Origin of the sequence: Paenibacillus terrae (assembly GCF_005217525.1) — a bacterium.
Classification (GTDB): Bacteria; Bacillota; Bacilli; order Paenibacillales; family Paenibacillaceae; genus Paenibacillus; species Paenibacillus terrae_C.
Genome location: NZ_PNXQ01000002.1, coordinates 46822 through 59792, shown reverse-complemented (window position 1 = coordinate 59792; position 12971 = coordinate 46822). Strand labels below are relative to the sequence as shown.

Below are 12971 nucleotides of genomic sequence, written 5' to 3'. Positions count from 1 at the left end.
ATTTCCACCTGTATATGCCCGGAGACGGGCTTTTTACTATTGTTTATTTACCGGAAGACGCATCCGGGTCCAAATCACACTCGTTGAGTGGAACGATTTTGGTACGCTTGATCCATTTGTAGCCGAGCCACAGAAGAAGGAACAGCGGCACACTCATATACGTAGCGATCATCGTTTTCCAGTCAATGGCTTGCCCGGTAAAGGCATCGGCACCTTGCCCGATAATCACAATAATACACAGAGCGAAGGCAAACAAGGGACCAAACGGGAACCAGCGGGCTTTGTACGGAAGCTCACTCAGACTGCGACCCTGTGCTGTAAAAGCACGGCGGAAGCGATAATGGCTGACCGCAATACCGACCCATGTAATAAATCCGCACATCCCGGAAGCGTTTAGCAGCCAGTTGTAGACCACACCGTCCCCATACAGGGAGGCGAGGAAGGCCAGCATACCGACAGCGGTCGTGATCAGCAGTGCATTCATGGGAATGCCGCGCCGATTGATATGTCCGAGGAAACGGGGGGCTTTGCCTTCCCGTGCCAAAGCGTACAGTACACGTGTTGCCGCGTACATTCCGGAATTACCTGCCGACAATACGGAAGTTAAAATAACGGCGTTCATAACGGAGGCGGCAATGGCAAGCCCCGCTTTTTCAAATACCAGTGTGAACGGGCTGACCCCGATGTCACTGATATCTCCCCGCAGCAAATTCGGATTGGTGTACGGAATAATCAAGCCAATGACGAGAATCGCCAGAATATAAAAGAACAGGATACGCCAAAAGATTTGACGGATGGCGCGCGGCACATTTTCACGCGGATTTTCACTCTCTCCGGCGGCTACCCCGATCAGTTCGGTTCCCTGAAAGGAAAAGCCTGCGGCCATGAACACACCCAATACAGCGAAAAATCCGCCGTGGAACGGGGCATCGCCCACAGTAAAGTTAGCGAAGCCAATCGCTGGACCTCCCATAATGCCGAAGATCATCAGCACACCCACGGTCAGAAAGATAACCACGGTCACAATTTTAATCATGGCGAACCAGTATTCGGATTCACCGTAGCCTTTGACCGTCAGCGCGTTCAGCGCGAAGATCACGGCTAGAAATAACAAACTCCACCAGGCGGAGTGACTTTCGGGAAACCAGTATTTGATCAGCACGGTCGCTGCTGCCAATTCGGCGGCAATCGTCACGGCCCAGTTGTACCAGAAGTTCCAGCCCATGGCGAAACCAAAAGCCGGATCGACGAAGCGGCCAGCATAGGTATTAAAAGAGCCGGATTCAGGCATAAACGTAGCCAGCTCACCGAGGCTGGTCATCAGGAAATAAACCATGAGGCCGACCGCTGCATAAGCCAGCAAGGCCCCTCCGGGTCCGGCTTCTGCAACCGCGCCTCCACTGGCGAGGAACAGGCCTGTTCCGATGGAGCCCCCGAGGGCGATCATCGTCATATGTCGGGCTTTGAGACTTTTCCGCAAGGTTGCGGCAGGTGTCGCTTTGTGTTGCACGTTCAAACACTCCTTCATGAAATGGTATTTCATGTCAGGGCAAGAGCCTGAAGGAGGGGGATTACAAACGTCAAAAGACCGCAGGGAATACGCCTGCGGTCTTGTCTATGCATTCCGCACCATACCTTCTTCTATAACAAGATAGCTCAACACACGTGTCTGTGTTAGGACATCGCGTGACAGTTCTGCTCCTTTCGGTCAGCAGCCCCAGCATTCGGAGGTTTACAAAGAGTCGGCTCCGCATACTTCGGCGGGTGTACCTTTCCACAGGAATCACAGACGGCTCTTGGCGTCTCCTCCGGTGTACTGATTACATCCGCGACCTCTACCTCATCATAAAACAGGGTTGATGAGGTGTATGACATGATATGTTATTGTATAGCAAACTAAAGTATAGCGTACCTGTACATCTTCTGACAATCGACAATTTTTTGAAGGTCCAGTCCTAAAATCATAAATCAAGAGTTGCGCTTGGCCATCTGCTGCCAAACCGTACCTGCGGCTTGCTCGCCTGACTCAATGCGCTCCAGCGCCATTTTGGCCTGTAGACTGACCTCGAATTCGGGGTCATCAACGGCCTTCTCCAGTACCTCGCGCGCGTCCTCGGTGCCGACCTCGTACAAAAAGCGGGCAGCCCGCCAGCGAACCAGCTTGCTGCTATCCGACAAGGCTCCGATCATAGCTCCGGTAGCCGCCGGGTCGCCGATATCCGACAGCGTATCGCCCGCCGTACGGCGTACGGCCGCTGAAGGATCACGCAGCGCCTCGAACAGCAGCTCCATCGCCTCCGGTGTGCGCAGATCGCCCAAATAGACGACCCCCAGCCGCCGTAGCTGCATTTTGTCGTCATGCAGCGCTTGGCGGATGAGTGGCAAATGCTCGGGCGTCGGCTCCAGCCGATCCAGCGCGGCGTAGCGGGTACGCCAATCCTCGTGCTGTAGGGCCTGCTCCAGCTCGGCATCACTCCATTCGCGGCGTTCCTCCACGAATTCGCTGTTGTCCGCGCCGTGGGCAATCGCCTGCTGGATAATCTGCTCCAGCCGCTCCTGCGGAAAGGCTGCCTCCAGCTCCTGCTCCACCTCGCGCGCGATATCCGGTAGCTCTCCATAGCGGACGCCGTAATCGCTCAGCTTGCGCTCCTTGATCAGCGTGGCACTGGCTACCCGGGTTACGGCCTGCACGAAACGGTCGGACAAGGAAATCCGTTCCTCCTGCTGGCCCGCCTTGACCCGGATTTGCATCGGAATGCCCCGGAAAAATTGCACAAATACCTGTGCCTCACCAAACGCTTCCCCGGAGGTTTCCTCTGGCAAGTCCCAATTGGCGTCTGCGCCTTCCTCTCCTAGCTGGTCGCGAACCTGACCCAGAATGGTGGACCAATCTGCGTTCCCTTTGCGATCAAGGGCTACAAAATCCGTCGTATGAAACACGCTTTTGACTCCTTCAATGCCCAGCATACGCCGGATAAAGGGGGGAGCGGAGCGTTCATTATCCCGTGTATATGTTCTGCGAATGCCCGCTTCCAGGCGTTCATCCAGATGCAGCATCATGGTGTTCGGACTGGGAGTTGGCTCGATAGATGTTATTTTCATAGCGCGGTACAGCCTCCTATTCAAAAGTTCTCCATATATAGCTTATCTGTATTGTACCTCATTCCACGAATGTCTCCAAAGAGGGAGTTCGTCATTTTGATGAAAATACAATGATAAATCTCACACTAATGAAGCTAAAAAGTAGCTGCCCAGAACGATTCGACTGCACATGGCAATATCCAAAATGGAATCCTGCTAAATTTATAGCGGCATAATGGTTAAAAATAACAAAATTTAGCTAGACTAAGATATGTTCTCCCCATGCTCCAAACGACGAGTAAAGGAGGCGTTCCCATGTTCCGCAAGCAGGAAAGGACGCTCATTATTGTGTGTATTGTGATAGCGGTTATTATGCTGTACGCAGTCATTAAAAGCATAGCCCGCCTGACTCCCTAGATCGTAATCCGAAGAAATGTATGCAGGTGCTTTCTATTTAAAATGTGAAATGAAGGAGTGAGTACCATTTGTCTTCACTGGACCCCGTGTTGCTAAGCCGGATGTTGACCGGAATTACCCTGTTTGTTCATATTGTATTTGCATCCATTGGCGTTGGCGTACCTTTGATGATTGCACTCGCGGAATGGCGCGGGCTGCGAACCGGTGATCCGCACTATACGCTGCTGGCCCGACGTTGGGCGCGGGGGTTTGTCATCACCGTTGCCGTAGGTGTCGTCACGGGTACTTCCATTGGACTGCAACTCAGCTTGCTTTGGCCTACCTTTATGCGGGTGGCTGGACAAGCGATTGCGCTGCCTCTGTTTTTGGAGACGTTTGCTTTTTTCATTGAAGCCATTTTTTTGGGTATCTACTTGTACACCTGGGATCGGTTTAAAAGCAAATATTTTCACCTGATGCTGCTTATTCCGGTAGCGATTGCCTCATCTGCATCAGCGGTTTTTATTACAACTGTGAACTCGTTCATGAACCAGCCTCAAGGCTTTACACTTAAAAATGGAGTCATGACAGATATTCATCCCATCCAGGCCATGCTGAATCCGGCCACGCCGACCAAAGTTTCTCATGTGCTGGCTTCCTCGTATACATTGAGCGCTGGGGTGCTGATGGGACTGGCTGCTTACAGTATGCTGCGGGGGCGTAACCACCCGTATTTCAAAAAAGCGCTGAAGCTGACCGCCACCTGTACCATTGTATTTGCCATCAGTACCGTGATGATCGGAGACGCTTCTGGTAAATTTCTGGCCAAATATCAGCCGGAAAAGCTGGCTGCTGCCGAATGGCATTTTGATACAATGACGCACGCTCCTTTCGTATATGGCGGTTATATGGACAAGAACGGAGACATCAAGTACGCCTTGAAAGTGCCTTATGCGCTTAGTGTTTTGGCCGGGAATCTGCCCAGTACAGAAGTTAAGGGTTTGAATGATTATCCTGTGGATCAGCGACCACCGTTGTCTATCCACTATATGTTCGATCTCAAAATCACCACCGGGGTGCTGATTCTCGTCATTCCGCTGTTGTATCTGATTCGCAAGCGTCTGCCAGGTCGTAAACCATACCCCAAATGGCTGCTGCTGGCGCTCATTCTGGTGGGGCCGATGGCTATGGTAGCCATTGAGCTGGGCTGGATGTTCGCGGAGGTTGGCAGGCAGCCGTGGATTTTGCGCGGCTATATGAAGGTGTCCGAAGCAGCGACCACCTCCACCAGTGTGGGATGGATGCTCGTGATGTTTATCATTTTGTATCTCGTGTTGTGCTTCTCAGCCATTAAGGTTCTCAGCAAGCTGTTCCGAAATAAAGATGCAGTGGAAGAACTAAAGCAGCTGGGTCTGGAAGGGGCTGAAGGGAAGTGAGCTATGAAATTGTCGGTATCGCCATTTTGTGGACCTTCCTGTTCGGTTATTTGATTGTGGCATCTATTGATTTTGGCGCAGGCTTTTTCAGCTTTTACAGTGTGCTGACAGGTCACCAGAACAAAATCCACAACATTATACAGCGGTATTTATCGCCGGTGTGGGAGGTAACGAACGTATTTCTCATTTTTTTCGTGGTGGGACTGAATGGTTTCTTCCCGGATGCGGCTTATTACTATGGCACAGCGTTGCTCGTTCCCGGCAGTATTGCCATTGTGCTTCTCGCGATCCGCGGGGTGTACTATGCGTACAACACGTATGGACATTCCGGTACAAATAATATCGTCTACATGGCATTGTACGGCGCAACAGGGCTGCTGATTCCGGCGGCGCTGTCGACGGTTCTCGCCATTTCGGAAGGCGGCATTATTGTGGAAAACAGCACAGGTGTTCATCTGGGCTGGGGCGAGTTATTAGGCAACCCCTATACGTGGGCGGTTATTTTCCTTGCGCTGGTGAGTGTACTGTATATCTCGGCGATGTTTCTGTCCTATTATGCCAAAAGGGCAGGAGACAAGGTTGCTTTTGAAATCGTGCGCGGGTACGCGCTATTCTGGAGCGGTCCTACGATTGTGGCGAGTCTGCTCGCATTTTTTCAGATTAACAAACAAAATCCAGACCATTTCGCCAATATGCTGAATATGGCATGGATGTTTGTTGCCTCCTTCGTCTGCTTTGTCGGAGCTGTCTATCTGGTATGGCGGCGGCGTTATCTCGGAACCTCCTTTATTCTGGTCATGCTGCAATTTGCATTTGCTTGGTATGGTTATGGTCGCTCGCATTTGCCGTATGTTTTGTATCCCTACATTAATGTGCATCACAGCTTTACGAACTCCGCCATGGCGTATGCATTGATTACGGCGTTTAGTGCGGGGCTGCTGGTGCTCATCCCGTCACTGATCCTGATCTTGAGACTGTTCCTGTTCGATGCGGATTATGTGCGAGGACAAGCGGGGAAGAAAGGGTGAGTACAAATGGCTGCTTTCGAGCATTTTACGATCATGTATGAGTCGCCTATTATTATTGTGGTGGCGATTGTGTTTCTGTTTATGTACTCGGCACGCTTTAAAAATCCACAGGACTGACAACAGCATCTGAGATGGCCCTTCCTGATTGATGGGGAGGGTTCATTTTTGCATGTAAAAGGCGGATTGAATTATACTTTACATACACCAGCATGTTGCATCATTGGATGTTCACACTCACGTGTAATATATAAATGAAGTTGAGCCGCTTCGAGCTTTTTGGAGAACGGGTCCGTCAGGGAAGGAGTTACTTACATCATGCCCAAAGTTCGCTTTAACAACATGGATCATGTCAATACGGATAAAACTCTCAAGCAATTCAGACAATGGCGGCAGGAGCGCCGCAGCAAAACAAAGGATTATACGTTCGTTGTTCCGAACCATCCCCCGGAGCTGGAGTTTTTGCACAGTAACCGGGACACGACGACGGCGACCTGGATAGGGCATTCAACCTTTTTCATTCAATATCTCGGACTGAACATCGTTACGGATCCGGTGTGGGCTGAGCGTATGGCTTTGGACAAAAGACTGGCTCCGCCCGGTATCCGCATTCAGGATGTACCGCCGTTGGACATCATTCTGCTGTCTCATTCGCATTATGATCATTTGCATATGGATTCGTTGCGCAAATTGTATCGTGCAGATACGCTGATGCTCGTACCTTCGGGATTAAAGGCGAAAATGGTCCGCAAAGGCTTCCGTAACTGCCATGAGCTGAAATGGTGGGATCATGTTACGGTAGGCGGGGTGCGGTTCACGTTTGTCCCGGCTCAGCATTGGACGCGGCGTACGCCGTTTGATACGAATACTTCGCATTGGGGTGGATACGTGCTGCAAAGTGAGCAGCAGGTGATCGGCTCTGCCACGTCCGTCACAGAAACGGATTCTAATTCAGAAACGGTAGCTGCACCGACGTTGTACTTTGTGGGAGATACCGGATATTTCCGCGGCTTCAAGGAGATTGGCGAGCGCTTTGACATTGACCTGACCTTTATGCCGATTGGTGCATATGAGCCGGAATGGTTCATGACCTCGCAGCATGTGACACCGGAGGAGGCGTTGCAGGGGTTCGTGGATTGCGGCGCGGATCAGATGATCCCGATGCATTACGGAGCCTTTAAGCTGGCGGATGATACGCCGAAAGAGGCGCTGGATCGTCTCGAAGTGGAGCGTGAACGCTTGGGTATCGCCAAGGAGCGCATTCATATACTGGGACACGGTGAGACGCTGAAAATTCAAAGCCGCTGTTCCACTACAATCTGAGGATTCCACATTAAAAAGCGACTCTGCGGACAATGGTCTGCGGAGTCGCTTTTTATGGTTGGCTTGTAATGAGTGAAAAGGTGCGGGCAGACAAGTCTGTCGCTGTGTTACAGGATTAGACCGCTTCGGTATCGTTCACCAGAGAGGAATCGGAGTCGGTGCTGCTAATGGGATGACGCACGATTTTGACTTCATAGAACGTGATTTTATTTTCTAAAATATAGTCCGGAATTTGGCGGTGGCTGTGTGATTCACGGAAGGCCTCGCTTTTGGTCCAGCCTTGGAAGTTTTCTTTTTCCTTCCAGCGTGTGCTAATCGTTACTTCCTCATAATCTTTTGTGTTTTCAGTGAGCAGTACCTCCAGACCGAGGAAGCCTTCCATTTTTTCCACTTTACCTTCTTTGTTAAAGCGTTCGATGAGCAGGTGGGCATTGCCCGGGGTGATTTTAGATGTGTTGGTAACAATAACCATATTAAATTCCTCCTGAATGATGTGGTATGGTCGGTATAATGACCGGATAGCCATCCTCAAATTTGATCGTGGCGTTCATTTCATAAATGTCGCGAAGAAAAGCAGACGTCAAAATCTGACGGGGTTCGCCGGCCATGGCGATTCGTCCCCTTTTAAGCGCAATCATATGATGACAATAGGCCGCAGCTTGCTGCAAATCATGCAGTACCATAACAATCGTCAAGCCGGACTCGTGATTGATACGCCTCAGCATATCCATAACCTCAAATTGATGGGCGATATCCAGAAAAGTGGTAGGTTCATCGAGCAAAAGAATGCCCGTTTGTTGGGCCAAAGCCATTGCAATTCGCGCTTTTTGTTGTTCACCTCCCGATAGAGTATGGAACATCCGATCCGCATAGGGCTTCATGCCTGTGATTTCCATGACATGGTCCACAATATGCTGATCCTGTCCGGTATGCCGTGTCCTCAAGCCTTTGGCATGAGGGGATCTTCCGTAAGCGACCAGCTCACGAACCGTTAATAACGGCAGCATATCCTTCATTTGCGGCAGCATTGTAATCGTCTGGGCAAAATCACGCCGCCTGTACTCCTGCACGGGCTTGCCCAGTACAGAAACCTGTCCCTGATCCTGCTTGAGCAGCCGTGTAATAATCCGCAAAAGCGTGGATTTGCCCGAACCGTTGGGCCCGACAATTGCGGTGAGCTGTCCGGTGGGTAAGGTAATGTTTACATCGTCCAGCTTGAAATACCCGCGCTGCAAGGAGATATGCTCACCCTGAATGGCTGTCATCCGAAATTCCCCCGTTTCTTGAGCAGGATTAAGAAGAACGGCGCTCCGATGACGGCCAGCAAAATACCTACAGGCAGTTCAATCGGATCAAACCAGGACCGTGCCACCGTATCCGCCAGTACGACCAGTGTCCCGCCGCCCAGAATGGAAAGGGGAAGGAGGAAGCGATAATCCTCCCCGATCAGCAGGCGGATAACATGAGGAACGACCAGTCCTACAAAACCGATCAGCCCCGCTACACTGACTGCCGTACCGGCGAGCAGGGCAGAGAGCAAGATAATGAGCAGCCGCTGAAGCTCTACACGCTGTCCGAGCAGTTGCGCTGAATCGTCGCCCAGCAGCAGCAAATTGGCAGGCTTGATCGCAAACAGGGAGGCGATTAAGCCAATGATGGCGTAAGGCGCCATGAACTCCAGATGATGCCAGCTTCGTCCGTTCAATCCGCCGGATAACCAAGGGAGAACCGCTTGCACGCGGTCGCTGTACATGACCATCACGCCGTTCATGACCGCGCCCAGCAGTGCGTTGATCGCAACACCCGCTAATACGATTTTGACGGGAGAGGCTCCCCGATCCCAAGCCAGCAGGTAAATCGCAACAGCAGTCAGGAAGGCTCCCGAAAAGGCAGTTACCGGAAGAAGGTAGCTAAGCTGTGGAAGCATGACCATCGTGATGACCGCAGCGAGTCCACCACCAGCCGATACACCAATAATGCCGGGATCAGCCAGTGGATTTTTCATGACTCCCTGAAGAAGTGCTCCCGCAGCTGCCAGACAGGCTCCTACGAGCAGACCCACTAATACTCTGGGCAGCCGGAGATCCATTAGGATCGTGCGATAGGTGGAGTCATCATTATGTAGCAAAACCTGATTGATTTCTCGTAGTGGAATCGACACCGATCCGTAAGCCAGGCCGTACACGGATACAGCTATCAGCAGGATCGGAAGCGTAATCCAGGCGATGGTGCGTCTTCTGGCGCGTTGTAGTTTGTTCATCGCTTATTTCGCCGGATACAGCTTTTGGTGCATCAAATCCAGTGCCTCAGTAACCCGTGTGCCCGGATTGGTTCCGAACAGATCGGAGGGTAATACCTCGACCTGATTGTTTTTGACCGCCTTGATTCCGCTCCAAGCTGCATTTTCCTGCATTTCCTTGATAAATGCGGCTTTGACCTCTTCCGTATTGCCGTGGGTCATAATCAGGATGTAGTCAGGGTCGGCCTGTACGATACGTTCCGTATTTAGCTGCGCATATTGCGGGAAATTTTGCAGCCCCGGAAAATCAGCGGCAATATTAGCACCGCCAGCCATTTCCAGAATATTTCCCCCTAATGAATTCGGCAATGCCGCCATATATGTGGCCGGGGCTCCGTAAACAAGCAGCACTTTAGGTTTGGAGGTAGAGGCTGTTTCCTTTTGTAATGTGGCTACCTGTTGGTCAATTTGCTGATTCAGCTTCACGGCCTGAGTCTGCTTTTGCAGTAATTGTCCGAAGAGTGTAATTTGCGACTGAATATCTTTGACTGAATTGGCCCCTGTCAGCAGCAACTGCGAACCGACACCTTCAATAGCTGGAATGTCTTTCTCATTCATAGGGTAATTGCCTAATACGACATCCGGTTTGAGCATCGTAATTTTCTCCAGATCGACCTCATGAGTAGAGCCTACTTGTTGAACGTTTTCAGCAGCAGGCACGACGGAAGGTCCATTCGAGTTGGGTCTGCCGACGGCTGTTCCGCCCAAAGCATATATGATATCCAGATCGCCATTGCTGAGCGCAATAATATGTTGAGGGATACCTTGGAACGCCAACGTCCGTTTTGAAAAATCAGTAACCTGAATCGCCGCACCGCTTGTTTTGCCGGAAGTGGCAGATACAGATGCAGTGGTTGGTTTGTGATCTGCGGCCGGAGTACCATTACTGCATCCGGTAACTGCCAATAAAAGCGCTGCGGATGACCACAACACATAAGATTTCATGTCATTCCTCCTGCAATTTTAAGTTAAACAATAATGATAATCATTTTCATTTATGTATAAGAGAATGATAATGAATATCAATAGGAATTGTCAATTGAAAAAACAAAAATTTTAAATAATTTCTTTACTGAAATGGAGAGGAGGGGATTCTTCATATAGAGGAAGATGTCCTAAATTTTTCTTAAAAAATAGCATATATCAAGGGGTTATATACACGCAAATACATATTGACATATTCGAAAAGTGTAAGATATATTGGTGATGGGTTCACTTGGTTTTGCGAATTTCTGGATGGGAAGGTGGGGAGGAAAAGCTCAGGAAGAGCTATTTTTTTAAAAATTCAATTGAGAATGATAATCAATTAACTTATATTCTCGTGGGGAGGGACTGCTGTCAAAATGAGGAAGGGTTATTCTGCAATGATTGCTGTGTTTCTGCTGGTCAGTGTGCTGAGCTTTTGGCCAACTTCATCATCTGTGGTAGCCGCTACGGCTTCTACAAAATTGGCGGATGGTACATACACGCTTAAATACGATATTCTCAAGGCCGAAAACGATTCTGTATCCATGGCTAATGATTATTTTGAGAAGCCAGCCAAGTTGTATGTGAAAAAAGGCCAAATGACCATGCAAATTAAGCTGAATCACAGCGAATGGACAACCGGGTTTAAAGTGGATTACAAAGGAAAAATCATCGACACAAAGGTCATTCATAAGGATGCCAAAACCGATACCCGCACTGTACAATTTCCAATTACAACTGTGAGCAGCCCACTGATTTCGAAAATTCATGTTACCGTCCCTGCGTATAATTACGATCATGATTATACCATTCGCTTCGCTTTTGATTCCAAAAGTGTCAAAAAAGTAGCGGCCGTCCAGTCAACGAAATCAACCAAATCTTCTAAGAAGTAAATTCAAGCAATCTTATCGTTCATGAAATCAACATAAATTCAAGCATAAAAAATAGAGGAGTGTGTGTAGATATGAATATGGTAATGAATCGCTTTGAGCAGCTTTCTTTTAAAAAGGTACTTGTTGCATTGATTATGACAGCACTTGTTTTTGCAGTTATTGCTCCATTCTCAGCTAAAGCGGCAGCAGCCGACGGCACGTATGCAGTAGACTATGCTGTTCTGAAAGATCAAACGAATGAAACCTCCCGTCTGGACAGCTATTTGACGAAACCAGCTCAGGTTATTGTAGCTAATGGCAAAAATATTGTTCGTTTGACTGTGAAAAGCAGCAATCTGATCACAACGTTCAAAGTGGAACAAAACGGCGTACTGCAAGATGCGACTGTGGTAAGCACTGATACTGCCAGCAACACTCGCGTAGTGGAATTCGAAGTTGCTGACCTGAATGCCAAAGTTAACGCTTATGCTGAAATCACGATTCCAGTCATTGGTTACACAGGCAAGTATGATGTACAACTGCAATTCGACGAAATCTAATCCACAATAAAACGTAAAAGGAGACTGAGAACATGAACATGATCATGAACCGTATGAATTTGAAAAAAGTAATGCTTACTGTATTGATGGCTGCTTTGGTATTTGTTGTACTAGCTCCGTTTTCTACAAATAAAGCGAATGCTGCTTTGCCTAATGGTACGTATACCATTGATTACACAGTGTACAAAGATGGTACAACTTCACCTTCCTACATGGATACAGGCGGTTATGTGGCGAAGCCAGCTACCTTGATTGCTGCTAATGGTCAGTACAAGGTTAGAGTGACGATTACCAAAAGCGCTTGGGTCACTGAATTCAAAACACAACAAAATGGTCAATATGTGAATGCAACTGTAGTCAGCACATCCGGTGATACTAGAGTGGTTGAGTTTCCGGTGAGCGATTTGTCCGCGCTATTGAACGCTAAACTTCACGTAAGCGTGCCGAAAGAATATACTGGCGGTGTGCCATACGATCACGATTACATCGTTCAATTTGTTTTTGATGAAGATACGATTAATTAGTACAGAGACATTGTATTGATTTGAATACTCATTTGAAGCTCGGGAGAGCTTCAAATGAGTATATTTTAAGTAGGGGGATTAATACACTTGAAGAGGCAATTTAGAAAATACTTAATAATGTTAGCGACCTTTGCCATGCTGCTTTCGGTTGTGTTCCCGTCTGCACCAGTTGTATCTGCCGAAGATACTGTCACATCAACTGAATCTGGTGCGTCTGCTACTTCTGTGAGTGAGGATGTATATTCGACAGAACCAAGTATGGCGGAAACAACCCTGACAGAGAACGAAACGGCACCATCGGTAGGTGTGGTTTCAGTTGCAGAGGTACAGAGCCCCAGCGTCGTTCAGGACTCCAATAAATATTCAATTGAATATGCAGTGAAGAACAGAAAAACAGGCAACAATTCACCACAAGCTCTCTATTTTGTGAAACCAGCTACTTTTAAAGTAGAGTATAATGCGTCAGTCGGACAAGCTACGTATCATGTT

The 12971-nt window shown here is 49.0% G+C and carries 14 protein-coding genes and 1 riboswitch; of the genes, 8 read left to right on the top strand and 6 right to left on the bottom strand.

Annotated features, from left to right (window positions below):
- Window positions 1-43: 43 nt before the first annotated feature.
- Entirely contained in the window at window positions 44-1510 is a 1467-nt protein-coding gene (locus C1I60_RS02025; protein WP_137060281.1) for an amino acid permease, read from the bottom strand.
- Between the two features lie 134 nt (window positions 1511-1644).
- Window positions 1645-1846: riboswitch (Lysine riboswitch) on the bottom strand.
- A 122-nt stretch (window positions 1847-1968) separates the two neighbouring features.
- The gene (locus C1I60_RS02020) at window positions 1969-3102 is read right to left on the bottom strand and encodes a virulence factor (RefSeq protein ID WP_137060280.1); all 1134 of its coding nucleotides are present in this window, start codon (window positions 3100-3102) and stop codon (window positions 1969-1971) included.
- 464 nt (window positions 3103-3566) lie between these two features.
- Here C1I60_RS02020 and C1I60_RS02015 point away from each other — a divergent pair, with 464 nt between their 5' ends.
- The 4 genes from C1I60_RS02015 to C1I60_RS02005 all read left to right on the top strand — a co-directional run bounded on the left by C1I60_RS02015 (window position 3567) and on the right by C1I60_RS02005 (window position 7261).
- Window positions 3567-4913: a cytochrome ubiquinol oxidase subunit I gene (locus C1I60_RS02015; protein ID WP_137060279.1), complete on the top strand. Its 1347-nt coding sequence runs from the start codon at window positions 3567-3569 to the stop codon at window positions 4911-4913.
- A complete protein-coding gene (locus C1I60_RS02010) occupies window positions 4910-5941 on the top strand; it encodes a cytochrome d ubiquinol oxidase subunit II (RefSeq protein ID WP_137060278.1) in 1032 nt (343 codons plus the stop codon). Before C1I60_RS02015 ends, C1I60_RS02010 begins: the two co-directional genes overlap by 4 nt.
- A gap of 6 nt (window positions 5942-5947) precedes the next feature.
- Window positions 5948-6058 (top strand): cytochrome bd oxidase small subunit CydS family protein, encoded by a 111-nt coding sequence (gene cydS / locus C1I60_RS26400; RefSeq protein WP_404520786.1) that lies wholly within the window; start codon window positions 5948-5950, stop codon window positions 6056-6058.
- A gap of 198 nt (window positions 6059-6256) precedes the next feature.
- Window positions 6257-7261: an MBL fold metallo-hydrolase gene (locus tag C1I60_RS02005; RefSeq protein ID WP_137060277.1), complete on the top strand. Its 1005-nt coding sequence runs from the start codon at window positions 6257-6259 to the stop codon at window positions 7259-7261.
- 115 nt (window positions 7262-7376) lie between these two features.
- Here C1I60_RS02005 and isdG read toward each other — a convergent pair whose 3' ends face one another.
- The 4 genes from isdG to C1I60_RS01985 are packed head-to-tail and all read right to left on the bottom strand — an operon-like array spanning window position 7377 to window position 10505.
- Window positions 7377-7733, bottom strand: a complete 357-nt coding sequence (gene isdG, locus C1I60_RS02000) for a heme oxygenase (protein WP_137060276.1) — start codon at window positions 7731-7733, stop codon at window positions 7377-7379.
- 1 nt (window position 7734) lies between these two features.
- Window positions 7735-8526: an ABC transporter ATP-binding protein gene (locus C1I60_RS01995; RefSeq protein ID WP_137060275.1), complete on the bottom strand. Its 792-nt coding sequence runs from the start codon at window positions 8524-8526 to the stop codon at window positions 7735-7737.
- Window positions 8523-9521, bottom strand: a complete 999-nt coding sequence (locus C1I60_RS01990) for a FecCD family ABC transporter permease (protein WP_137060274.1) — start codon at window positions 9519-9521, stop codon at window positions 8523-8525. The genes C1I60_RS01995 and C1I60_RS01990 overlap by 4 nt, the downstream gene beginning before the upstream one ends.
- 3 nt (window positions 9522-9524) lie before the next feature.
- Window positions 9525-10505 carry an ABC transporter substrate-binding protein gene (locus tag C1I60_RS01985; protein WP_137060273.1) on the bottom strand — a complete coding sequence of 327 codons (981 nt, stop codon included), beginning with the start codon at window positions 10503-10505 and terminating at the stop codon, window positions 9525-9527.
- Window positions 10506-10903: 398 nt separating this feature from the next.
- Between C1I60_RS01985 and isdC the strand changes: the two genes are divergently transcribed.
- The 4 genes from isdC to C1I60_RS25105 form a co-directional block, all read left to right on the top strand.
- The gene (isdC, locus tag C1I60_RS01980) at window positions 10904-11419 is read left to right on the top strand and encodes a heme uptake protein IsdC (protein WP_137060272.1); all 516 of its coding nucleotides are present in this window, start codon (window positions 10904-10906) and stop codon (window positions 11417-11419) included.
- Between the two features lie 71 nt (window positions 11420-11490).
- Complete coding sequence (locus tag C1I60_RS01975) at window positions 11491-11958, top strand: NEAT domain-containing protein (protein WP_137060271.1); 468 nt, start codon at window positions 11491-11493, stop codon at window positions 11956-11958.
- A 32-nt stretch (window positions 11959-11990) separates the two neighbouring features.
- Window positions 11991-12482 (top strand): NEAT domain-containing protein, encoded by a 492-nt coding sequence (locus C1I60_RS01970; RefSeq protein WP_137060270.1) that lies wholly within the window; start codon window positions 11991-11993, stop codon window positions 12480-12482.
- An 87-nt stretch (window positions 12483-12569) separates the two neighbouring features.
- A partial coding sequence (locus tag C1I60_RS25105; RefSeq protein WP_252361523.1) for a hypothetical protein occupies window positions 12570-12971 on the top strand: 402 nt, incomplete at its 3' end.